The organism is Desulfovibrio gilichinskyi, from assembly GCF_900177375.1.
GTDB classification, from domain to species: Bacteria; Desulfobacterota; Desulfovibrionia; order Desulfovibrionales; family Desulfovibrionaceae; genus Maridesulfovibrio; species Maridesulfovibrio gilichinskyi.
Genome location: NZ_FWZU01000001.1, coordinates 193,137 through 215,865 on the forward strand (window position 1 = coordinate 193,137; position 22,729 = coordinate 215,865).

18 protein-coding genes are annotated in these 22,729 nt (G+C 42.7%); 6 read left to right on the top strand and 12 right to left on the bottom strand.

Annotation, left to right across the window (positions count from 1 at the left end):
• Window positions 1–23 precede the first annotated feature (23 nt).
• The gene (locus tag B9N78_RS00880) at window positions 24–1,604 is read left to right on the top strand and encodes a response regulator (RefSeq protein WP_085096978.1); all 1,581 of its coding nucleotides are present in this window, start codon (window positions 24–26) and stop codon (window positions 1,602–1,604) included.
• Between the two features lie 120 nt (window positions 1,605–1,724).
• Here B9N78_RS00880 and plsY read toward each other — a convergent pair whose 3' ends face one another.
• The 3 genes from plsY to B9N78_RS00895 form a co-directional block, all read right to left on the bottom strand.
• Window positions 1,725–2,309, bottom strand: coding sequence for a glycerol-3-phosphate 1-O-acyltransferase PlsY (gene plsY, locus B9N78_RS00885; RefSeq protein WP_085096981.1), 585 nt, complete (start codon window positions 2,307–2,309; stop codon window positions 1,725–1,727).
• 36 nt (window positions 2,310–2,345) lie between these two features.
• A complete protein-coding gene (locus tag B9N78_RS00890; RefSeq protein ID WP_085096984.1) occupies window positions 2,346–4,409 on the bottom strand; it encodes an RNB domain-containing ribonuclease in 2,064 nt (687 codons plus the stop codon).
• 141 nt (window positions 4,410–4,550) lie between these two features.
• Complete coding sequence (locus B9N78_RS00895) at window positions 4,551–5,825, bottom strand: IMP cyclohydrolase (protein ID WP_085096988.1); 1,275 nt, start codon at window positions 5,823–5,825, stop codon at window positions 4,551–4,553.
• Window positions 5,826–5,999: 174 nt separating this feature from the next.
• Between B9N78_RS00895 and B9N78_RS00900 the strand changes: the two genes are divergently transcribed.
• Window positions 6,000–6,380 (top strand): hypothetical protein, encoded by a 381-nt coding sequence (locus B9N78_RS00900; RefSeq protein ID WP_137982469.1) that lies wholly within the window; start codon window positions 6,000–6,002, stop codon window positions 6,378–6,380.
• Here B9N78_RS00900 and B9N78_RS00905 read toward each other — a convergent pair.
• Window positions 6,306–7,778 carry an MltF family protein gene (locus tag B9N78_RS00905; protein ID WP_085096991.1) on the bottom strand — a complete coding sequence of 491 codons (1,473 nt, stop codon included), beginning with the start codon at window positions 7,776–7,778 and terminating at the stop codon, window positions 6,306–6,308. The two genes, B9N78_RS00900 and B9N78_RS00905, sit on opposite strands and share 75 nt — an antisense overlap.
• 207 nt (window positions 7,779–7,985) lie before the next feature.
• On the opposite strand from B9N78_RS00905, the gene B9N78_RS00910 reads away from it, so the two are divergent.
• Both B9N78_RS00910 and B9N78_RS00915 read left to right on the top strand, forming a co-directional pair.
• Window positions 7,986–9,266 (top strand): adenylosuccinate synthase, encoded by a 1,281-nt coding sequence (locus B9N78_RS00910; RefSeq protein ID WP_085096994.1) that lies wholly within the window; start codon window positions 7,986–7,988, stop codon window positions 9,264–9,266.
• A gap of 2 nt (window positions 9,267–9,268) precedes the next feature.
• Complete coding sequence (locus B9N78_RS00915) at window positions 9,269–10,126, top strand: DNA polymerase III subunit delta' (protein WP_085096997.1); 858 nt, start codon at window positions 9,269–9,271, stop codon at window positions 10,124–10,126.
• 1,018 nt (window positions 10,127–11,144) lie between these two features.
• Here B9N78_RS00915 and B9N78_RS00920 read toward each other — a convergent pair.
• Genes B9N78_RS00920 through B9N78_RS00930 form a run of 3 tightly spaced genes read right to left on the bottom strand, consistent with a single transcriptional unit; the run spans window position 11,145 to window position 13,703 of the window.
• Entirely contained in the window at window positions 11,145–12,155 is a 1,011-nt protein-coding gene (locus tag B9N78_RS00920; protein ID WP_085097000.1) for an alpha-hydroxy-acid oxidizing protein, read from the bottom strand.
• A gap of 45 nt (window positions 12,156–12,200) precedes the next feature.
• Window positions 12,201–12,998: a sulfite exporter TauE/SafE family protein gene (locus B9N78_RS00925; protein WP_085097003.1), complete on the bottom strand. Its 798-nt coding sequence runs from the start codon at window positions 12,996–12,998 to the stop codon at window positions 12,201–12,203.
• A gap of 15 nt (window positions 12,999–13,013) precedes the next feature.
• On the bottom strand, window positions 13,014–13,703 hold the full coding sequence (locus tag B9N78_RS00930; RefSeq protein WP_245805431.1) for a FadR/GntR family transcriptional regulator: 690 nt from the start codon (window positions 13,701–13,703) through the stop codon (window positions 13,014–13,016).
• A gap of 466 nt (window positions 13,704–14,169) precedes the next feature.
• Between B9N78_RS00930 and B9N78_RS00935 the strand changes: the two genes are divergently transcribed.
• Entirely contained in the window at window positions 14,170–15,249 is a 1,080-nt protein-coding gene (locus B9N78_RS00935; RefSeq protein WP_085097009.1) for an ATP-binding protein, read from the top strand.
• A gap of 106 nt (window positions 15,250–15,355) precedes the next feature.
• Here B9N78_RS00935 and B9N78_RS00940 read toward each other — a convergent pair whose 3' ends face one another.
• From B9N78_RS00940 to B9N78_RS00960, 5 genes are all read right to left on the bottom strand, one after another.
• Window positions 15,356–16,984 carry an aminotransferase class V-fold PLP-dependent enzyme gene (locus B9N78_RS00940; RefSeq protein WP_085097012.1) on the bottom strand — a complete coding sequence of 543 codons (1,629 nt, stop codon included), beginning with the start codon at window positions 16,982–16,984 and terminating at the stop codon, window positions 15,356–15,358.
• A gap of 148 nt (window positions 16,985–17,132) precedes the next feature.
• Complete coding sequence (locus B9N78_RS00945) at window positions 17,133–17,312, bottom strand: CsbD family protein (protein ID WP_085097014.1); 180 nt, start codon at window positions 17,310–17,312, stop codon at window positions 17,133–17,135.
• Window positions 17,313–17,354: 42 nt separating this feature from the next.
• Complete coding sequence (locus tag B9N78_RS00950) at window positions 17,355–17,513, bottom strand: DUF3309 domain-containing protein (protein WP_085097017.1); 159 nt, start codon at window positions 17,511–17,513, stop codon at window positions 17,355–17,357.
• 75 nt (window positions 17,514–17,588) lie between these two features.
• Window positions 17,589–18,359, bottom strand: coding sequence for a BON domain-containing protein (locus tag B9N78_RS00955; RefSeq protein WP_085097020.1), 771 nt, complete (start codon window positions 18,357–18,359; stop codon window positions 17,589–17,591).
• A 436-nt stretch (window positions 18,360–18,795) separates the two neighbouring features.
• Window positions 18,796–21,615: a M16 family metallopeptidase gene (locus B9N78_RS00960; protein ID WP_085097022.1), complete on the bottom strand. Its 2,820-nt coding sequence runs from the start codon at window positions 21,613–21,615 to the stop codon at window positions 18,796–18,798.
• A 459-nt stretch (window positions 21,616–22,074) separates the two neighbouring features.
• On the opposite strand from B9N78_RS00960, the gene B9N78_RS00965 reads away from it, so the two are divergent.
• The gene (locus tag B9N78_RS00965; protein ID WP_085097025.1) at window positions 22,075–22,725 is read left to right on the top strand and encodes a succinate dehydrogenase/fumarate reductase transmembrane subunit; all 651 of its coding nucleotides are present in this window, start codon (window positions 22,075–22,077) and stop codon (window positions 22,723–22,725) included.
• Window positions 22,726–22,729 lie beyond the last annotated feature (4 nt).

Genomic DNA, 22,729 nt, shown 5'->3' on the forward strand with positions numbered 1-22,729 from the left:
TATAATTCATAAGAGAGGGTAAAATGGGTGCAGGTAAGGATCCCGTAAAGGATGATGAAATCTTCTTTGCGGATGAATCAACTGAAGAGCATAAGGACCCTGTTTTTAAACTGGATAGAAAATGGAAGATACTTATAGTTGATGATGAAAAAGATGTGCACAGTACCACTCGTCTTGTATTAGATGATGTTATATTCGAAGGTGGACGCTTAGAGTTTATTAGTGCTTATACCGGTGATGAAGCCCTTGAGATAATGCGTGAGCACTCTGATATTGCGGTTATTCTACTTGATGTTGTGATGGAAACAAGTCATGCGGGGCTTGATGTTGTCCGTATCATACGTGAAGAAATGCAGAATAAAATGGTCCGGATTATTCTGCGGACAGGTCAACCAGGTCAAGCTCCAGAGCGTAAAGTTATTATTGAATACGACATCAATGATTATAAGCATAAAGGAGAGTTGACAGCGCAACGGCTGTTTACTTCTGTTCTCGCAGCCCTGCGTTCGTATAGAGATATTCTTGTAATTGACCAGAACAGAAAAGGCTTAAAGTATATAATTGAAGCTTCTGGAAGTCTTTTTAAACAGCAATCCATAGGACGCCTTGCACAGGGCGTTCTTACGCAGGTTATTTCGCTTTTAGGGCTTCATGATTCTGTCTACATGGATGGAAGTGGTATGGCGGTTTCCAGTTCCGATTCCGACTCTGGGAATATGCGCATTATCGCTTCAACTGGACGGTACGCCGTATGCCGCGATTCTGTTGAAAATTGTCAGGAAATAACTGAAGAAACCAGACAAAAATTTGATAATATATGTAAAATCGGCCATGGGAAATTTATCGGAGAAGATTATGTAGGTTATCTTCCTACGTCACAACAGGGATCCCACTTACTGTTTGTTGAAGGTTGCGGGAAAGAGCGTAGTGAACAGGATGAAGATTTATTGAGAATCTATTCTGACAATGTGGGAGTTGCTTTTGACAATATCTATCTGAATCAAGAGGTGTTAGATACCCAGAAAGAAATTGTTCGTGTGCTTGGTGAAGTTGTTGAATTTCGTTCTAAAGAGACAGCATATCATGTTATCAGGGTGTCGGAAGTTACCCGCATTCTAGCAACGGCTTTGGGGCTTGATCCAACATGCGTCGATGAATTGTATTACGCTTCGCCTATGCATGATGTCGGTAAAATCGGGATACCTGATTCAATTTTATTGAAGCCGGGAAGTCTCACTCCTGATGAAATAAAGATTATGAAAACTCATACAGAAATCGGATACAGCATACTTAAATCAAGCAAACGAAAACTTTTGAAAACAGCAGCTATTATAGCATATGAGCATCATGAATACTGGGACGGTTCCGGGTATCCAAGAGGGCTTAAAGGTGAAGAGATAGATATTGCCGGAAGAATTACCTGCATAACCGATGTGTATGATGCTCTCTGCAGTAAGCGTGTTTATAAGGATGCATGGGATATAGAAAAAGCTACCGATTTTTTAAAAAAGAATCGGGGAAAGATGTTTGATCCGGCATTGGTTGATTTGTTCTTTGAAAATATTGATGCCGTTTTGGAAGTGCAGAAGAAATATCAGGATTAAGTATTTATATTAGACCCTACTGAAATTAAATCAAAGAGAAAGCCCGAAATCATGTACAAATATAGTTCATGACTTCGGGCTTTAGTTTTTTCAGATATAGACTAACGTTCGTTCGTCAGGCTATTTTTTCTTCCATGAATTTTCTTCACCTGTAGCAAGGCGGCGAATGTTTTCTCTGTGAGTCCAGAACAGGAGCACTGTAAGAATACATCCCAGCAGGATTGCGCCGAAGTTTCCGGTAAGTAAGGCCATAACAGGTAATGAGACTGCAAGGGTCAATGATCCCATTGAAACGTAGCCGGAAAGCATAATTACGATTATGCAGAAAACTACTGACCAAAGCGTTGCTGCCGGAGCAAGAACTAAGAAGGCGCCGATTGTTGTAGCAACTGCTTTACCGCCACGCATATCCAAAAAGATAGAGAAAACGTGACCGATAACTGCTGACAAGGCAACCAGAGATAAAAACATCCAGTTGTGGCTGTACTGCGATGCCATGAGAACAGGGATAAATCCTTTAGAAATATCTAATATCAGAGCAGCGACCCCGTATTTAAATCCGCATAAACGAGCTACGTTTGTCGCCCCTGTATTTTTGCTGCCGTGCGTGCGGGGGTCGATGCCGCAGCTTATTTTTGCAACCAAAAGTCCGAAGGGGAGAGAACCCAGAAAATAAGCGAAGACTAACCAGAATATCCAGAGCATGTACAAACTCCTTTAGTTTTAGTTGTTCATTAAAAACTATTCTTCCAAAGCTTCAACTACTCTGATCTCATTTGTAAGCGGATCAATCTTGTTGAATCTGATTTGAAATAATTGTCCGGGATAGAGCTTATCACCAAGCATGGGCCGCGGAACTCTTACATTAATCTGAATTTCAGGCATAGCAAGAGATGTCAGGGGACCGTTATCATCAACAACAGCGGCTGACTGCCATTTCTTTTTGTTTTGTGCGAGGTAAAGAAGTTTCCAGTACCTTGGTCTGAATCTCTGAATTTTGACCACGGCCTGCAGTCTGTTTTGCAGCGTATCAGCCAGAGCCGTCAGCTCATCACCGGTCCAAAGAGGGTGTTCTGTCTGTAAATAAGTGCACAGCTGCGCCATATTTATGAAGTCAGCATATCTTCTGAGCGGTGATGAAATGGGACTGTATCCTTTGACAGCAAGCGTAGCATGTTTTTTGGGTGTAGTCTCCATCTGCGGAGGGGCCATGTGTCTGACTCTTTGAAAAATTTCGTGCGGCTGCGTTACAATTCCGCTTAAATCAGAAGGGAGCACTATGTCTTGAGTTCTATAGAGAAGCGGGAATTCATTTTCTTCTGCAAATCTTCCAAGGCCTGAGTTTGCCAGAATCATGAATTCGCTGATGATCTGATCTGCTTTCGGAGTATCATCCTTTGAGCTTATGTTTACAGAAACTTTTTCAGGCCAGCCTGTGAGTGAAATGTCAGGCTCAGGTTTACGGATTACCACTGCGCCGTTTTTAATTCTGCGGGTAATAAGTTTTTCAGACAGCTCAAAAGCCAAGGCCATTTCTTCATCTGTGCCGTCTTCAAGCATTTGCTCCACAGCAACATACGTGCTGTTGTCAGCTATTTTTATCCATCCTGTTTTAGGAGAAACGGATATTAAATCCCCCGTGGAGTCCAGTTCAAAAGTTGTAATCAGAGCAGGGCGTACTTCGCCTGAAAACAGGCTGAAAGCACCGATACCAAGCTCCTCAGGGAGCATGTGACTGGTTCCTTCAGGAAGATATATACTGGTGCCTCTGTTAAGAACGGCCAGATCGAGTTTACCTCCGAAATCCCAGTCCATGCACGGGCGGGCCAGAGCTATTGTCAGAGTGTATCCGCCGTCGCAATTCTTCTTAAGATTAAAAGCATCGTCAATGTCGCGCGTTGTTGCAGAATCAATGCTGCGCATAAGCATAGGGTATGGCTCTGCGGCTTTTGTTTCTACAGCTTTGACCAGTCTGGCTATTTCTTCAGTATGGTTGGCTGACCAGCTGTCATCAGGAGTATAGTCTGCTTCATCAAACAGGAAGTTATGATGTGGATATACAATTCCCCAGCCTTGGGCCAGTACTAAGGCCAAATGAGGATGGTCAGGGAGTCCTTTTTTTAATGCAATCCACATTTTGTGAGATTTTTCGTCGTCAATTCCGGCTATGCGCTCATGAAGAAAATTCTTTAAATATTCAGCTGTTTCATCAGACATATCCGGAATTTGGTCTTTGCTGACAGTGCTGCCGGATTCACGTGCAGTCCAGATTTTTTTGAAAAGCTCCTGTCCGGCCGTCATGGCTTCTTCGTATCGCTGCTCTTCTGACTGTTGCTGCAAACGGTTTTCAACTTTTTCTTCAGTATAAATAATAAATTCAGGCGGTTGAAATTTGAAATGAGTTTTTGCCGCAAGCATTGCGCGCCCTATAGCGGAAATTTGATCAGAATCAGGTGCTTCCCATAATAAACCCGCAAACCATGAAAGAGGTGCTTTTTCAAGCTCGCCTTGCGCAAGGTCCCAGATCTCCATAACATCAAGTCCGGCTTGGATTTCGCCGCGTTTTTCTTGATGGCTGAGCATCAAATCAAGCATTTCCTGACGAGTTGAGTCGGCAGAATACTGAGGTCCGGTCCATGGCAGAACCCGGGCCGCAGGCATTTTAGTTTCTCTTTTATTAATAGTGTAGAGTTTCAGTTTGCCGGACTGTTCTTCCATTACAAATGCAAGCTGGGGCTGGTTGCCGTGCATAAACTCTACAATATTTCCGGGTGCGACATAACGCCCGTCAGTGAATAGGGACATGTAATTCCTTCTTTAAAATTCCCGTCTCAGCCAGATTTCAGCGGTCTTGGAATGTGACATCTTTGTTGTAATTTATAAATTAAATTGAATATCCCGGATACATGTAGAAAGGTATCCGGGATATTTAGTAAAGTCTGTTTTTTAGTGTTTGAAGGAGCGTTGTCCGGTAAATACCATTGCAACCTGAGGGGTGGATTCGTTAACAGCCTGAATCACTTCATGGTCTCTAATGGAACCGCCTGGCTGAGCTATTGCGGTTATGCCCTGTGCCATGCAGAGGTCCACACCGTCGCGGAAGGGGAAGAAGCCGTCGGAAACGAGTACAGATCCTATTAGTCCGCCTTTCGCTTCAGCTGCTTTCTTTTCTATTTCTGCAAGATCTGCTGCTGCCTGTTCGTCTTTCATAGCTTTTAATTTAAGTTCAAAAATAGACATTTTGAATTTTTCAAATGCTAAAAGGTCAGCATATTTTGTGCGTGCTTTGTTTACAGCCAGTTCAACGCAGCCAACGCGATCCTGCTCGCCTGTGCCGATGGCGGTTGTAACGCCGTCGCGTGCAAAAATAACAGAGTTTGAAGTTACGCCTGACTCAACAGCCCATGCGAAAAGCAGATCGTCAGCTTCTCCTTTTGTGGGAGTACGAGCTGTGTAACTTGAACCGTCTTTTTCTGCCACAGCAGGAATGAAGTCTTCTGCACTTAGGATTCTGTTGCGGAATGAGAATTGTAAAACCATACCGCCGTCCATCAGAGATTTGATGTCTAGGAATGGCTGGCCGACTAGCTTGTCAAGGTCCATGATTCCTGGAATTTGCAGGATGCGCAGGTTCTTGCGCTTCTTTAAAATTTCGAGAGTACCTTCTTCAAAAGCCGGAGCGGCGACAACTTCAAAATATGCGCCGTCGATTATTTCTACAGCTTCCATTGTAAGTGGGCGGTTAACAATAATTGCTCCGCCGAAAGCTGCGATGCGGTCAGACTGAAATGCATTTCTAAGCGCGGTTCCTACGCCTTTTTCAGACCAAGATGCGCCGCAGGGATTATTATGTTTTAAAATAATCGCTGCAGGCTTAGCAGTAAGATATTGAAGAATATTCAGTGCATTATCAACGTCTGTAAGATTTGTTTTTCCCGGATGCTTGCCGGCCTGTAGCATGTGTTCTTCGGTCAGAGCAGAAACGAGTCCCTGTCCTTCGCCGCGAAATTTAACACCGTCGAATTCTAATCCGCCGGAAACCAGTTCATATAACGCTGCAGGCTGGTCGGGGTTTTCACCGTAACGCAGTCCTTTCGTTTCCCCTTCGATTTCCCAGGTCCTTTTTTTGAAGGTCAATTCCTGTTTGCCTAAACGAACAGTCATGTCCGCTGGAAAAGGGTCCTGTGAGAGGGTATTGTACATTTTTTTAAGATCGCTCATGGGTATTCTCCTAAGTAATTGCCTTGTGGATGAACGCTAATAGCACAGCCTTAACCGACGGGCAATTTTGAATTGCGGTACTACCCCGCTTTTTGTTAGACTGATCCCGTTGCAAGGGATTAAAATTTTATATATTTTTAATAATTTAGCTTACTACTTTAATCTGGAGAAAATATGTCTGAAGGTTATATGGAAAAAGCTCTGCTGAAGCTTGCAAAGCAGCTTAACGCTTATGATGAAGCTTCGTTAACCGAGCTTTGGAACAAATATGAAGCCATTGTTGCTGAATTTGAACCCACTAAAAAATGGGAGGAATCAGCAGTTGTTTTCGGCATGATACAGGCTATCAGGCTCAAAAATCAGCTTTTTAATTACCACTGGGCAGATTCGTGCGGTCCTGAAGCCATGTCTCCAAGACCTGACTTTATCCCTATGAAGCAGGAAGACGATCTTATGAGCAACAAAGGACAAAAGCCTGAATCAGGGGTTGACGCCAGAGACTCCGACAGTAAAAGGCGCAAGGTACTTAGCTTCGGGCCCAGAAAGGACAGCTAGCCCTTTCATTATATAATAATAGTAGCGGATGCTGTCTACATAATCGACGGCCTCGTACCCGCGGGTGTAACCATAACGGGTCAGGGAATTATACTTCGGCATGGTCAGCAGCGGGAATATCTGTTTTAAAGATCTCCATGTCCCGGGCTGTTTTCCCACATAACCGGCGATATCAATCGCATCATAAACGTGCCCTAAGCCCTGATTATAAGCTGCGAGCGCGAAGAACCAGCGGTCCCATCCATGAACATTGCGGTTGTCCAGTTTATCCCACAGGTATTTTAAGTACTTGGCCCCGGCAGTAATTGACTGTTTGGGGTCAAGCCTACTGCTTATCCCCATGAGACTAACCGTATCTTGAGTTAACTGCATTAATCCTTCAACACCTGTTCTGCTTCTGGCAAGCGGATTAAATCGTGATTCCTGATACATTACTGCCGCTAACAGCAGTGGGTCCATTTCATATTGTTTTGCGGCAGCGATTATATATTTTTGATAGTAAGGGAGCCTTTCTTTGATGTCATTGCGTAATGAGTAAAGGGTATAAAAGTCCGTTTCATCAGGAATAAAGCCGAAGTAGAGTTCCCGCTTATTTTCAAGAGTTCCATTTGTTGTAATAAGATTCCAATAATCTTCACATTTATCGGTTAAACCTTCAACATCGTCACGCCAATACCATCTGTATTCAAGGTCGTCTCCGAAGCTGTCAGTCACTCTGAGTTGATGTAAAAACGGTTGCAGAGGTTTAAACGCTCCTGCTTCAACCAGATGAAATCTGAAACTTTTATCATTTGCCAGTTCAAGCAGCGGTGTTAGGTGATTGGATGTGTCGCTGGTAACAAGGGTCGGTGCGCAGAGAATATCTTTTGAAAGTCTTTTGAAAGTTTTTATAAGATCAGGATTGTTAGGGGCAAAAACCGCTTGATCGCATAATTCGAAAGGTGTTCTGAGTTCGAATCTTCGGATATTGTGCAACAGTAATGCAGGGCTGGATTCATAGACAGGTCCGGCTTTAATCGGATTATATTTGTCGAAATCTTCGGGATTAAAACCGCTTGCAAGCATCAGATCAGCTTTTCCGTTTTCTAGAGCTTCAAAAGCCTTGTTGTGCGTGGGGTAGGGTGTTATTAAAAGCGTTACATTGGCATAATCACTGAATCCGTCAAGGAGCTCCCGGTCAAACCCCGGTCCCCAAGGCGAAAGCTGTGGGAAGTTTCGTTCAATGTCTACTGCAGCAACGCGGATGAAGGTTGGAAGAGAAATGTCATATTTAAATAAATATAAAGTTGCTACGATTAAAAAGCACGCTAAATACGCAACAATATTGAATATATGTTGTAAATAGAGAGTGCGTGTGCCTTTTTTGAGGCGATTTAATTTGCTTAAGTGTATTGACATTATCCTAAAAGATTTTTTACGCAAAAAACCCGTCTGCCGTGCAAAATATTTTATTCTCTCTTTCAGGGGGAAATAAAAAGACGGCAAAACGAATCGTTTTTTTATCTATACGTCAGACACAGTGTTACTATCAAGTCATCAAATTGCAGAAAAATTCTCACGGGTCGGATTTCCGTTTGAGAAAACTGCCCAAGGAGTACTTTAGGAATGTCGAACACGGTAATTATTGGAACCCAATGGGGCGATGAAGGCAAGGGTAAAATCGTTGACATGCTTGCAAAAGAAGCTGGCGCGATTGTTCGCTTTCAGGGCGGAAACAACGCGGGGCACACTCTCGTAGTCGCCGGCGAACAATGTATCCTGCATCTTATCCCTTCCGGAATTTTACATCCCGGAAAGAAATGTCTCATCGGGAACGGAGTCGTTTTAGACCCCGAAGTTTTCCTTGAAGAAATCGACGGCCTTAGCGCTAAGGGTATTGATGTTTCTCCTGATCGTTTGATGATCAGTAAAAAAACTCAGATTATCATGTCTTACCATAAGCAGATTGATAATTGCAGAGAATCTTTCAAGTCTGATGAAAGCAAAATCGGAACGACAGGTCGTGGTATCGGTCCTTGCTACGAAGACAAAATGAATCGTATAGGTATTCGCGCTGCTGATTTGGCCGATCCAGAACTTCTGCGTTCGAAAATTGTAGACGGTCTTGTTGAAAAGAATGTTTTATTCGAAAAACTTTTCAATGCAGAACCTCTTGATCCTGAAAAAGTATTTCAGGAAATTCTCCCAGTCGCAGAAAGAATCAAACCTTACCTTGGAGATGTTTCCTCCGTTATTCAGGAAGTCAACAAAGACGGTGGAACTGTTCTTTTTGAAGGCGCGCAGGGAATTCATCTGGATATCGATCACGGAACATATCCTTTTGTTACTTCATCCAACACTGTTGCAGGTAATGCTGCCGCCGGTTCCGGTTGCGGGCCTCGCTGCCTTGAGCGCATCGTAGGTATTCTCAAAGCTTACACAACAAGAGTCGGCAGCGGTCCTTTTGCTACAGAACTTCTTGATGAAACCGGCAACACTTTGCAGACAAACGGACATGAATTCGGTGCAACCACCGGTAGAAAACGTCGTTGCGGTTGGATTGATCTTGTCATCATCCGTGAAACAGCGCGTCTCTGTGATCTAACTGAATTTGCTCTTACTAAACTGGATGTTTTGTCCGGTCTTAAAGAAATTAAAATATGTGTAGGTTATGAATATCGCGGTGAAGTGATTTCTTATCCTCCTCAGGAACAGAACGGAATGGCATATGTCAAACCCGTTTACGAAACCATGCCCGGCTGGGATGAAGATATCACAGGTGCACGCACTTATGATGAACTTCCTGAAGCTGCTAAAAAATATATTGGACGTATTGAAGAAATTTCCGGCGTTAAAGTCGGAATCGTTTCTGTCGGTCCGGACAGAGAACAGACTATAGTACGATAATTATGTTTACAGGTATTCAAGAGACTGCTTCACGGCAGAAAATAGTTCTGCCAAGATTTGCCAAGTTGGCTTTGCAGCCTCCTCAATGCCTGCTTATTGAAGGCGGTTCAGCTGAAGACAGGCATGATATGGCTCGTTATTGGGCCTGTCTGTTAAATTGTGAAAGCGGGGGAACTCCCTGCGGCAATTGCAAACCATGTCTGCAAATAGCTGATAACGCTTTTAATGATTTTCTGCTTATTGACCGCTTCGATGAAGACGGTGTTGAAAAGCAGGATATTCCAGTAGATAATGTTCGCAAGTATTTCCCGGTCTGGGGCCAACCGCCCCACGGCCGGGGAACTCGCGTTACCGTAGTTGAGGAAGCTCAGCACTTAAACGGTAATTCCGCCAATGCTCTTCTCAAAACTCTCGAAGAACCACGCCCCGGAAATGTCTTTGTACTTACCGCTCCTCAGCGGGAGAGACTGCTTGGAACTTTAGTCTCGCGCAGTTGGGTCATTACTCTTGCGTGGCCTACTGAAACTCAGAACAGCCCCGAAGTTTCCGACTGGGTAAACGGCATGCTAGGATTCTGGCGTTCCGGTCAAGGTTGGTTTGCACGAACTTCCGCAAAGGGGGCTCTTGATAAAGAGCAGGCTCTCAAAGTCATCATCGGCTGTCAGCGTGAGCTCCGCAATGCCCTCAAAGATCCTCAATTGACGCCTGCCGCCAATGCCCTTTCCGGACTTTTCGATCCCAAAGGGTTACGAAGACTTGATCTGGTTCTCGGCAAGGCTCAGGAAAATCTGAATTACAATGTAAATCCGGCATTAGTTCTCGACTGGGTTTGCACCGCCGCAATGCCTCGCAGAAAATAATAGTTTTAGGGACCGGGTTTCTTTAAGCAAAAAAGAAACCCCGATCAGACGAATGGGTCTGACCGGGGGTAAATATAATTTTTTTTCGAGTTACTTAGTTACGCGCTTTAAACTCTTAAATCGGTTAAAATCTGTTGTTTTCCGAGTTAATTCAGAATCCGAATCCGATTTTCACCACTTAAACTGTTTAAATCTGATGTTAGCAAGTTATCCAGATACGCGCATCAACCGCTTTGAGGGGTTCCATCTCAATAGCTTTGCCGGATTGCCCGGCCGTTTCCAGTCTCTCCGTGGGCCCGAAGAGGAGATTCTAACAGAACTCTCGCAGTAGGATTACCCCTCGGCTTGAGCTTCTTGAAGCTCGTTTTGGGAATGTGATTTCAACGCTAGGTTCACTCCCGTTGGGGTTAAATGACAACTCCTTCTTTAAGGTAGACTTCCATCGTTGACTTTAAAATACACATGTTGAGGCGAGTTGTCAATCAATTAACTGGAATTTTGCAAAATTTTATAACATTTTTAAATTAAATTTAAAAATTAATAATATTACAGAGTTATGCTGTGTGATGCTTAAGAAGAATCTATCTGAGTTAATTTTTAACTTTAAAAAACAAAAAATAATTCAAAAAATAAACCCCGACCAGAATATTTCATTCTGATCGGGGTGTTTAAAACTGATTTTTCGAGTTGACTTAAAAAGACACGTTTTAACCGTTTTAGAGGGGTTCCGTCTTTTGCCGGCCGGATATCCCGGCTGTTCTCATCTCTCCTAGGGCCCACAAAGGAGAGACTAATAGAACTCTCGCGTTTGGCTTACCCCTCAAGTTGAGCCTCTACGTCAGGCTCGTTATGGGAATTTGATATCAACGCTAAGTTCACTCCCGTTGGGGTTAGATAAAAGCCATTTTTAGTGGCTACCTTTACCTTTGATTCAAATATACACTTCGTAAAAAGCTGCGTCAATATATTCTACTGTTTTGTTATGCACTTTTTTTTAATGATTTAAGCGATGTAGTTGTTAACAATATAATGCTGAAAATGCTACGGAATCAGCTTTCTGCGTTCCGGTAAGCACCATAGCCTGAGTCAGTTCTGACTTTAATTGATCAATATATTTTTCTGCTCCTTCCTGTAATCCGCCAATAGTCGCTATTGAGAAAGGGCGGCCTATCATGACGGCATCTGCGCCGAGTGCGAGCATTTTGAATACATCGATTCCTGTTCTTACTCCGCCGTCTGCCAAAACGCAGCACTGGCCGGCAACAGCTTTTGATATTTCATGTAAAACTTCGGCAGATCCGGGGCAGCAGTCAAGGACGCGTCCACCGTGATTGGATACGACGATTCCTTTTGCTCCGGCATCAATAGCCATTTTAGCTTCATCAGGAGTCATTATTCCTTTAAGAATGAAATCAGCATTGACGGATTCAATTATAGTACGAAGTTTTTTAACAGATTTAGGAGTAACAGGGCGGCCCATTTTTCTCAGAGTGATGAGTCCGGCTGCATCGATATCCATACCGATGATTTTAGCACCGGTCTTTTCAGCTTTTTCAAGCTTCATAAACAGTTCTTCATCTTCCCAAGGTTTAATGAAAGGAATTCCATGTCCTTTAACTGCTTCAATAGCAGCGAATCCGCTTTGGTGAATGAAGTCCGGTACGCCGTCGCCAGTACAGCCGATGATTCCTTTGGCTGCGCAAGCTTTCAGCTTTGCAGAAATGTAATCGAGTTCTTCTATTTTTCCACCCATATTGAATGAAATTCCGCCGATAGGCGCAGCGATTACAGGAATATCAAGCTTCATTCCCATAACTGTAACGCTGGTATCAGGTTCACTGGCATCGTGAATGGTGCGCATGTTAAGTTTAAGATCAGCAAGGGCTTTAACATTGTTTTTAAAGCTTGAAGCTGTACCTAATCCGCCCATTCCGGGCACTTCGCCTACGCAGGCATTACCGTTGCATACCGGACAGACCTTGCAAAACCCTTTCATTAATTCTCTGGCATTATCGCGAACTGATTTCATAGTACTTTCTCCTGAGTTTAAGTGTGCTGGATTGATTAATAAAATTTAAAAAAGACTTATCAACATTTTGGTTGCAACTAATAAAAGAAGAATGGCAAAGATCATTTTAAGTTTTGCAACAGGCAGGCTGTGTGCAAGCTTTGCGCCATAAGGAGCGGTGAGCATGCTTGTAGATACAATTCCGATCAGGGCTGGAAGGTATACGTATCCTATGGACCAGCCTGGTAATCCCTGCGCTCCGATTCCTGTCCAAATATATCCGGCGGTTCCTGCCAGTGCAAGCGGAAGTCCTATTGCCGCCGCGGTTCCGATTGCAGTGTGAATCTGGATATTGCACATGGTCAGAAACGGTACTGAAAGTGTTCCACCGCCGATTCCTACAAGGCTGGACATTGCTCCGATTGCACTTCCGGCTCCTAGCATTCCCCATTTTTCAGGAACTTGGCGTGAAGCTTTTGGTTTGAGACCTAAAAGCATCTGTGAAGCCACGTAATAAAGAAAGATAACAAAGATCACCTTAAGAACGTTTGTATTCAAATATGAAGCGAAACATGAGCCTAGAAAAGTACCGATTAAAATGCCGGGGGTGATTGTTTTAAAAATATCCCAGCGGATGGCTCCGCGTGCGTTGTGTGCACGCATGCTTGAGATGGATGTAAAGATAATCGTCGCAAGAGATGTTCCAAGAGCTACATGCATAAGCTGAGCTTCCGGTACACCAAGTGGCGGAAGGGCAAAATATAAAATCGGAACGATGACAAGTCCACCGCCAATACCCAGAAGTCCGGCAAGTATTCCGGCAATAGCGCCAAGAATTACAAAAACCAATAATGTTGTAATCATGTTTAATTCCTCTTTTTAGTCTTCTTTGAATGAGTCAGAGTCTGTCGCAGCAGATTCAACATCTTTAATATGTTGTCTCATTATTTTAGCTGCTGATTCTGAATCATGCCTTTCGAACGCTTTTAAAAGATCAAAATGTGCTGTCATGGATTTTTTCACTCGTTTTTTGTTTTGCAAAGGCTGCGAGCGGCTTTCTTTCATTATTTTACTTAAAGCTTCCATCATATCCGGGAAAATGCTGTTGCCACTTGCTACTGCAATCTCGTGATGGAACTGTTCATCCAGTTTACTGGTATCCTTGCCGGATCTGATAAGTATTTCCTGATTGCAGACAATCACTTTCATCCGGTTCAGTGTTTCATCATCAATCGAAATGGCCGCTAAAGCCGCAATTTGAGGTTCAATTACTTTTCTGAACTCAAAAATATCACTCAGTCGTTTTTTTTGATCTGCAAACACTTCAGTAAAGGCTTCAATAATATCCGCGTCGATCCGGTCGCAAATATATGTTCCATCGCCGCGCTTACTTTCAACTAAGTTCTTATGCGTCAGAACTTTTATAGCTTCACGAACTGAACTGCGCGAAACTTTGAACTTTTCAGCCAAGCTTCTTTCAGAAGGAAGCTTGTCCCCTTGCTGCAATTCACCGGACTTAATCAATTCCATGATCTGTTTTGCCACAGATTCATAAACCGGATTTTGCATGTTTATTCTCCATAAGCGGTCCTACCAATTTAAGTGTTTGTCAATTGGTCAGACCAATAACATTGTTTCGATAATCAATCAATATGCGAAGTCTGAAAAAAATGAGAAAATCACAATTGAGATATTTCTTTTTACAAAAGGGTATTTGTGCTAAGTAAATAGGAATTCTCGCCACACGTAAGGACTAACTAATCACGCTATTAATGGATCATTTATCAAATCCTTGATGCTTGAAGAATTCACTGTTGCTACTCCATTCATAAAACAATTTGAACACTTTTACCCTGAAGCGGCAGCAGATTATTTTTCTTAGATACAGCGTTGCTGTTGACGTCTGTGAAATCTAATACAGTTCATTAAGTTCGGAGCGATAGAAGTCCCGGCATCCATAAGAGGAGCACATCAAATATGATATGCTCGTAAATTTTAAAAAATTATAGAGAGTTATTGTAATAGGAGCCCCAAAATGGAAGATAGAACATTCGAATCGCCAGCACCTGAGGTTTGCGCAAGTAAAATTTTTGAAGTCAGCGGCGCAAAATTTGATGAAGATGTAGTTCTTGATCTCTGGCAAAAAATCATGCGACATCAGTGGATTATGTCCGAAAAACTTAACCGTGATGTTGGATTCAAGATTGCATGCAACGATTTTCTCGATAATATAGGGACGGGCGACGAGATCGCCACGCATAATCATGAAAAACTTTTATTGCAGCTGGGCGCGCGCACCATCGCTCCAGACATCTGGGACACCATATCTGACACCCAGCCGCCTAAGAAATTAATACAAAGGAAAGTCATTCTCCCTTTGGTTGAGGAGGAATTATCTCAGAAACATGGTGTCATTCCGCCTAAAACCATCATTTTCTTTGGCCCCCCGGGCACTGGTAAAACATATTTTGCCAAGGCGATTGCCGGAAGGCTGGCGTGGAAGTACTTGGAAATAGTGCCGAGCATGCTCATGATAGCCGGTATTGACAAAATCGGAGCGCATTTGCGTGACGTTATGGAAAAGGCCCGTAATTTGGAAGAAGTTGTAATTTTTATTGACGAATTCGAAGAGCTTGCCACAGAGCGAGATGATGCAAGTCGGATTGACAGGTCGATTACCAATGAGTTTCTCAAGCAGGTTCCACTCATTAAGAGCAATACCAATAAGGTCTTGCTGGTATGCGCTACTAATTACATCCGTCAACTGGATACCGCTTTGTTGCGGCCCGGACGTTTTGATTGTGTCATTCCGGTTGGAGCTCTTGATGAGAGTGGACGAGAAACTATTTTGAAATATTATTTGGCAAAGATGAACCCGGGGGTTATCGATTTGAAGCAAATCATAGCCTTGACGGAGAAATATACTCCTGCTGATATCGAATACCTTTTCCAGATTGTAGCTCAGCATGCCTTTGAAGAAGAGTGCGATACCAGAAGTAATTTTCTGGTAACAACGGATTTTATAGTTCAGACCATTGCAACATTTAAACCCTCTTTGACTGAAAGCATGATAAAAGAATTCAAGGAGGATATTGTCAAATATTCTCGCAGTTAGGTGACCAGACCACGAACATATTCAGAAAAAATATGAAAAAAGAATTTCCTCATAAATAAATATGAGGAAATTCTTATTAGAATGAGATTCATTATTTTAAATATTGTTATGCATAAGTGCGATAAATAGTATTATTTGCTAATTTACCTTTTTGCATGTTGGAAATAACATCAATTGTAGCTTCAACGACTTGAGTTACGTCATTAGCTGTATTGCAAAATGTTGGAGATATTCTGATTAAATCATGTCCTAGCACTTTCAAGTTCGCAATGGCCAGTTGATGCTTTTCATATACATTGTTGATCACATTTCCAGCCTGTACACCCTGTGGACATTTAAATAAAAAGACAGAGCTACGCAAATTATCATCTGTCGTAGGTGTGCTAATCCATTTGTAAGCTTCTTTTTCAGTAAAATCTGGATAAATTTTAGGTAGATTTTTGAACAGAGCTTCTTTGGTTTTAGTTCCCAAGTAATGAATTCTTTTTTCAATTTTGGCTGGGGTAACATTAGGGTGCAGCTTTCCGGTGTGAAATAAAGCTGTCATCCATGTAGCCACAAGAGTAGCATCATTTTGCTGTCCTAAGTATGAAAAACGCTTGGCATTAGGGTCAATAACTCCATCTTTTGCCATAAATCCATACTCTTCCGGAGTTTTGATATGTTCATCATATCCCCATTCACTCGGAGTGAAACGCTCAGCGGCATTTGACTTATTGTTCATGTACAGCAGGCCGACCATTTTAGGGCCACAGGGCCATTTATGGAAACTTCCGGTTATGCTGTCCACGTCTAAGTCTCCCAGCTTTAGATCTAATACTCCAAATGTTTGTGCACAATCTGCATGAATATGCATATTTTTATTAATGGCTCTAAGTTCATGAACGATGCGTTCCATAGGCAAAAGCATACCACATTCATTTGACTGCCATGATAAAGTAACAATTTTTGTATTTTTATCTACCGTCTGTTTTAATGCACTTATAATATCATCTTCTGATTTCGGATCGGATGGCAATATTCCTTTTTTAAGTTCTTCAGCTGATACGGAGTTGGTGAACATTTTAGTTCTCATGATTCGAATTGAATCATCACTCCAGCCCTTGGTAGCTTTGCGGTATTCCCATGCTTGATAGTTGGTAGGATGATTTACATCCCAGACAACTACATTATCTTTTTCAGGATTAAAAAATTTTGAAGCCATTAAACCATTATTAACAAAGTTATTACCCTGAGTAGAATTTGCAACCAAAGCCATCAGATAATCTGCTTCATATTCCTGTTTACCCAGCCCAAGCCAATTTTTGATACCATCAAGCCCCTTGCTGAGGCTCGCTTCTGCAAGCTCTCCTCTCATAGGAAAGGAAATGTCCTTTTTTAACATATCGCGGACAAGATCTTCCATTTGACTAACCGGTTTCATAGAGGGGCAAAGGTTTGCTGCATTGACTGAAAGACAGCTATAGTCATCGCGATCAAAGTAATATTCAACCAGTCGATCCCATTGAGCTTCATTGTCCGCATCCAATTGATCAGCTTTAAATTTAATGCCTTCTTTTTCCAGCTTATTTATAAGGTCATCGATCTCTTTTAAAGCTTTGACCTGATTTTTACCTACTTTTTTATTTTCCTCATTTTTTTCTTTATTCCCGGCAAATGCAGTAGAAGAAAGCAACAAGGCTCCGCTTGCACCTAAACTACTTTTTAAAAAGTTACGGCGTGTTAAATTACTCATAATGATCTCTCCTTTTAATAAGGCTGAATGTGTAGTGTTATTTAATTATAACATTAATATCTTTTAAACAGTAACTTATTATAGTTTCCTCATAACGTACACTTGTGTAATCGCGTTGTGAGGAAACTATTTTTATGTGGACCTTAATTTATTTTCCTGCGACTTGTTCGATCTCGCCGGTTTTCTCCTGAACCTTTCCTTCAAGAATCTCGGCTTTTCCTTTGGCCTGCATTTCGCTGTTATCAATAGCTGCGCCAATAACTTCCTTTACCTTTCCTGAAGCCTGATGCAGTTTCCCTTTGACCTTATTAACTGTGCTCGATTTCATAACGTCACTCCTTGGTGTTAGAGGTTACGATTTTCTAATCGGTCACAATCGGCCGGTAAGAAGCATGATAACGAGGACAATTGTGATTATCCCCAAGATACTTCCCGGAGCATAACCCCACGCGCGGCTGTGCGGCCAGACTGGAATAACTCCCAGAAACATAAGCACTAAAACGATTATTATGATTGCGCCAAGAGACATTATTATTCTCCGTTGTTAAAGAGTTGCTGCAAACAGAGTGCGAGCTTTCGATCTGATTCCGTTTTGTGAAATGTTTTAACTAATGGTGATGTTGTTGATCACCTTTTTTACGCCATGCACGTCATTAACGAGTTTTTCAGCCAGATCCTTCTCTGCATTGTTTTTAGCTTCGCCGTTCAGAGTAACGACTCCGTCCTTGGTCACGACGTTTGTTTTCAGTCCGCTAGTCGAGCGGTTATATAATAGAGTCCCCTTGGCCATGGCAGTGATGGATGCATCGTCAACGGCTTCGCCGACAGACTCAATTATGGATGAGTCCTTGTTCTGTGAGGAAGCCGGAACCGTCATCATATTGTTGACACTTTTGACACCTTCGACATCTTTGGCATACTCTCCCGTCAGGTCCTTCTGGGCGAGGCTTTTTGCTTCGCCGCGCAAGGTGATGACCCCACGGTCAGCAGTTACATTAGTCTCGACGGTGTTCACGCTCTCGTGGAATAAAAGAGTGAGCTTGACCTTTGTGATGAGCCATGCGTCCATGCCGGCTGAGGATTTTTCCTCTTTCGTTGTCAGTTGGTTATCTACGCTTTTCACTCCTGGCAGTCCCTCAACAGTATCTTTGGCCAGAGACATGTGTGATTTTTCTACAACTGTTCCTGTCAGTTTAACGTCACCATCACTGGATGACACTTTAATGTTGTCATTCTTGAGAAAGGTTTTAAACACATAGGTCTGTTTGGCGGAAGACTCGATACGGTCATCCGTTGTGGAGGCATAGAGGTTTGCGGTGACAAAAAACATCAAAACCATCACGATCAGGCTTAGAAGATACAGTGCTTTTTTCATAATAAATCCTTACTGGTTAGAAAATCCATACGAAACTTTGATCCATTGTGGTCTAACGTTCTTCGCACATCCAGAGTTGATGGCTCTTTGACGGCGCGAGACCTCAAAAACAATTTTCTTACAAAACAATATAAATTTTCTGTCGTTGATCTCGTATTAGAGAGTTACAGAGGGGAAAGTAACAGAGTAGGGTCCTGGTGGGCGCGGTATAGATGCGCGAAAAGGAGTGGGGATGCGAAGTAATCCAATCATTAGAGACTACTGAGATCTGAAGGTCCTTTTACTGTTTTATAATATAGCATGTTTTATTTGAATAAGCATTATAAATAAAAAATATTATAGTAATCGGATGAAGCTGTACGTAAAAAAATCCCCCGCAGAAAAAAATCTGCGGGGGATTTAAGATTAACTTAGTCGCTGATAAACAGTACTTAAACTATGGTTGAACAGTAAGAATATATTTCTTGCTCCAGTCCAGATACTTATTGATAAGCAATCTGATATCAGCCGCGTTCATTTTTTTAGCTTTTTCAATGATTTTAATATCAAGATCAGGTGCGAATCCTTTAACTATCAGGCTCGCAGATTCACTGCTTCGTGAAAGCAGACTCTGGTGCTCCTGATAATATTCACCGTTAAGGATATTCTTAGCCCTTTGAATTTCTTTTTCCGGCAGATCTTCCTTGCGCAGCATCGTAACGGTCTTTTCGAATCCGTCCATTGCCTGTTTTACCTGTTCCGGCTTGGTCCCGATATAGAAGGCCATGAATCCGGTTTTGGGTGCCTGCCAGAGGAAAGCTGTCACAGTATAGCCGAGCCCTTGTTTGTCACGCAGATCACGGAATAACAAGCCGCTTTGCCCTGCAAGCGCAGCTCTCAGTAGAGATAGTCCTGCTGTTGCGTCTTCATCTTCCATTCCCGGAATCGGGAAGATGGCCATAAGATGCGCCTGATTACGGTCCGGCAGAGTCAGTTCAAGTTTGTATTCACTTCCCCATTCCGGAACCGGGACAGTTACCAACTTGTTTTTATGAACAAGCGTTGCGTCAAGCTCATGAGCAAAAGCCATGAGAGCGTCTCGGTCATAATCTCCGCATATTGCAATGACGAATGGGCGGGACGATTGCTTAGCCCAGAAGTCGCGTATATTCTGCTCGGTAAAACTCATTATTTTCGCAGGTACACCGAGATGGTAATATGAGTAGTTTCCTTTCTTAAACAGGAACGGGAAGATATTTCTGAAAGCTAAGCTTACAGGGCGGTCTTCTTTGCGTTTAATTGAGGAAACCTGATCCTGTTTTGCACGGTCGATTTCTATAGCTGCAAATCTTGGCGCAGTCATAATTTCTTTGATAAGCGGCAGCATGTCCGCCGTGAAGCGTGAAGGGAACTTGGAAGTTATGGAGAAAACATCGCGTCCGGCGGCAGCCCCGACCGAAGCGGCTCTGTCAGAAATGTAATCTTCAAGTTCTGTTGCATTCATGCTTTCGGTTCCGCGGGTCAAACTTTGAGAAACCAGTGCGGATAAACCCTGATCTTCAGCTGTCAGATCGGCATCACCGCCATTCCAATATATGGACATAGCCGTGTAGGGCAATGTCGTATCCGGAATGAATACCAGTTTGCTACCGTTTGAAAGTTCAATGGTAGAGGCTTCACCCGGGCCTGAACTAGTACTTATACTTGCCGCTTCTTTCTTTTTCGGCCAGCTTTTAGCTACTACTTTTTCAAAATCTTTTTCTGTTGCTTTGAATCCTTCCGGCAAAAGCATACATGCGGCCATATTTTCAGGAACAAAGTATTCAGTATAAAGTTTTTGAAGCTGAGATCTGGTAATATTTTTTGCGTCATAAAGGTAGTTTTCTTCTGCCTGCTGTCCGCCTTCAAAGAATTGGAAGTAGCCAAGCTTTGAAGCAAGTCCGGAAAGGGTCTCTTTGGTCAGGAATAGCGAGTCTTCAAGATTTAAGGAAACACGTTCCATTTCGCGGTCAGTAAACTGGCTGAAATCCATAGTTGACATTTCGGTCATGAGCTCTTTCCAGAACTCTTCTACTTTATCGGCATCAAGTGTTGCAAAAATATACAGCATACCGGACCGCTCAAGAGTCAGAGAAGATACGGAAATGTTGTCGACCATTCTTTTTTCATATTTAAATTCGCGGTAGAGTTTAGAAGTTTCTCCGCCGCCAAGCAGTTCACAAAGAGTTTCGAGTCCTGCAACTTTAGCTGAACTCAGACCGGGAATAGGGAATGCTACGCCGATGTACGCTTTGTTCCATTTGCCGGGGATCAGCTTAACAGTAGTTTTTCCTGTTGCAGGAATTGCAAATTCTACAGGAGGCACTACCTGTTGTGTCGATTTTAAAGAACCGCAAAGTCTTTCAGCTTCAATTGCTACCTTTTGCGGATCAATTTTACCGACTACACTAAGTAACATTGACTGAGGCTGATAGAGTCTGTCTATGTAAGCATGAATATCTTTGGAAGTAATCTTTTCAACCGTTTTACGGTAACCTATGATAGGCCACTGATAGCTGTTGCCTTGCCAGACAATTGATTGCAGCGTTTTGAATATTCTGCTTCCCGGATTGTCTTCGCCTCTTTCAAGCTCGGAAAGGACTACTTCGCGTTCAGACTTAAGTTCGTTGGGGTCTATTTTCGCGTTGAACGCCATGTCCGTTACGATATCCATGCCGAGTTTCCACTCTTTCTCAGGCACTTCAACGTAGAAAACTGTGTAATCGAAGCTTGTAGCGGCGTTCATGTCTCCGCCGACAGATTCGATTTCAAGGGCTGTCTGCCCCGGCGCGCGTTTGTCGGTTCCTTTAAAAACCATATGTTCCAGAAGATGGCTTATACCTGCCTGATCCGGAGTTTCATATGAAGAACCTGCATGTACAAACAAACGGACATTCACCAAAGGAAATCTGGTGTCTTCTTTAATAAGGAGAGTCATTCCGTTTTTGAGTTTGATAACGTGCGGACCTTCACCTGATGACAAAGCGTCAGAAATTTCTTTTTTAAGTTCTTTAACAGCGGAATCTTCAGCCGATTTTGGTGATGAAGACGTTTCCTGAGACATCTTTACGGCAGCGGGTGCCTGTAAAGCTTCTTGTTTAGAGCTTCTGTCGGTTTTCTCAATCTTGCATCCGGCAACCATTAGCAGTGCTCCGAGAAGAAGGAGAATGATGGGTAGCTTGTCAAATCTGAATCCTTTTGCGGTTGTTTTCACCGCTTTTTTTTGATGTGGGAACATGTCTCTTAAACTCCCGTGTGTCAATTCGTTTAGCAGTGCAAGGTGTCCTGATATCGGGGCAGCCCTGTTTTGTAGTAATTTGTGAAACAGTAAGTAAGCATGAGAGTGAGATAGGTCAACGGAAGTTTCTTTGAGTGATATCTTAAATGTAAAAAATTAATACGCCTGATCATGAATTTATTGAGTTTTAACATATTTTCATTTTAATCATATAATTTAATAAAATGCAGTTATTACTTATTTAGCATTTGAGAAGTTTGTTTCTGAGTAATGAATGGACGTTCTGCCGTATGTTTTCGATAAACGCAAAAAAATATATGGTTCATAAAATTAAAAAATGTCCGAAAGTCCATAGGTTGTCAGGTCGGACTGATTGACAAAACAATCGATGAGAGACATCATCGCGCTCCTAAAATACCAGTTGCGAGGTGTTTTTTACCCACTTAAACGGAGGTACTGATGTCTTTAAATTCTAATGGATCAATGAGGAAGGGTGGCAAAAGCGATGCCATTTTGGATTGGCTCCAGATGTTTTCCGGTGTGGCTCTGATAATTTTTGTTTTTATGCATATGAGTCTTGTTTCAAGTGTAATCATTAATCCTGATGTTATGGATAAGATTGCAAGCACTTACGAAAAAAATTATATGGCTCAGATCGGCGGTCCGATTCTTTTCCTGCTTTTCCTTTTTCATTTTTATTTAGCTGCCCGTAAAATCCCTTTCAGGCTCGACGGCCAGAAAACAATATGGGCTCATGCAAAAATGATGAAGCACAGGGACACATGGCTTTGGATTGTTCAGGTTGTTTCCGCAATGCTTATCCTTGTTATGGGTTCAATTCATATGTGGGCTGTTTTAAGTGATCTTCCTATCACCGCGGCTCGTTCTGCCGCCAGAGTTCAGTCCGGTCCCTGGTTGTATTTTTATCTGGTGCTTGCACCGCTGGTTATTGTGCATGTTGTTGCCGGACTTTACCGCATAGCTGTAAAGTGGGGATTTATCAGAAATGCTCAGCGCGGTAAGCTCAACAGGTTTGCGACAGGTCTTGCGGTATTTTTTATCTGTATAGGTCTGGCTACGATTGTCCGTTTCATGACCCTGAATGCGTAAGGGG

Coding starts and splice junctions, on each gene's coding strand:
- B9N78_RS00880 (WP_085096978.1), top strand. CDS start 24: ATGGGTGCAGGTAAGGATCCCGTAAAGGATGATGAAATCTTCTTTGCG.
- plsY (WP_085096981.1), bottom strand. CDS start 2,309: ATGCTCTGGATATTCTGGTTAGTCTTCGCTTATTTTCTGGGTTCTCTC.
- B9N78_RS00890 (WP_085096984.1), bottom strand. CDS start 4,409: ATGTCCCTATTCACTGACGGGCGTTATGTCGCACCCGGAAATATTGTA.
- B9N78_RS00895 (WP_085096988.1), bottom strand. CDS start 5,825: ATGAGCGATCTTAAAAAAATGTACAATACCCTCTCACAGGACCCTTTT.
- B9N78_RS00900 (WP_137982469.1), top strand. CDS start 6,000: ATGTCTGAAGGTTATATGGAAAAAGCTCTGCTGAAGCTTGCAAAGCAG.
- B9N78_RS00905 (WP_085096991.1), bottom strand. CDS start 7,778: ATGTCAATACACTTAAGCAAATTAAATCGCCTCAAAAAAGGCACACGC.
- B9N78_RS00910 (WP_085096994.1), top strand. CDS start 7,986: ATGTCGAACACGGTAATTATTGGAACCCAATGGGGCGATGAAGGCAAG.
- B9N78_RS00915 (WP_085096997.1), top strand. CDS start 9,269: ATGTTTACAGGTATTCAAGAGACTGCTTCACGGCAGAAAATAGTTCTG.
- B9N78_RS00920 (WP_085097000.1), bottom strand. CDS start 12,155: ATGAAATCAGTTCGCGATAATGCCAGAGAATTAATGAAAGGGTTTTGC.
- B9N78_RS00925 (WP_085097003.1), bottom strand. CDS start 12,998: ATGATTACAACATTATTGGTTTTTGTAATTCTTGGCGCTATTGCCGGA.
- B9N78_RS00930 (WP_245805431.1), bottom strand. CDS start 13,703: ATGCAAAATCCGGTTTATGAATCTGTGGCAAAACAGATCATGGAATTG.
- B9N78_RS00935 (WP_085097009.1), top strand. CDS start 14,170: ATGGAAGATAGAACATTCGAATCGCCAGCACCTGAGGTTTGCGCAAGT.
- B9N78_RS00940 (WP_085097012.1), bottom strand. CDS start 16,984: ATGAGTAATTTAACACGCCGTAACTTTTTAAAAAGTAGTTTAGGTGCA.
- B9N78_RS00945 (WP_085097014.1), bottom strand. CDS start 17,312: ATGAAATCGAGCACAGTTAATAAGGTCAAAGGGAAACTGCATCAGGCT.
- B9N78_RS00950 (WP_085097017.1), bottom strand. CDS start 17,513: ATGTCTCTTGGCGCAATCATAATAATCGTTTTAGTGCTTATGTTTCTG.
- B9N78_RS00955 (WP_085097020.1), bottom strand. CDS start 18,359: ATGAAAAAAGCACTGTATCTTCTAAGCCTGATCGTGATGGTTTTGATG.
- B9N78_RS00960 (WP_085097022.1), bottom strand. CDS start 21,615: ATGTTCCCACATCAAAAAAAAGCGGTGAAAACAACCGCAAAAGGATTC.
- B9N78_RS00965 (WP_085097025.1), top strand. CDS start 22,075: ATGTCTTTAAATTCTAATGGATCAATGAGGAAGGGTGGCAAAAGCGAT.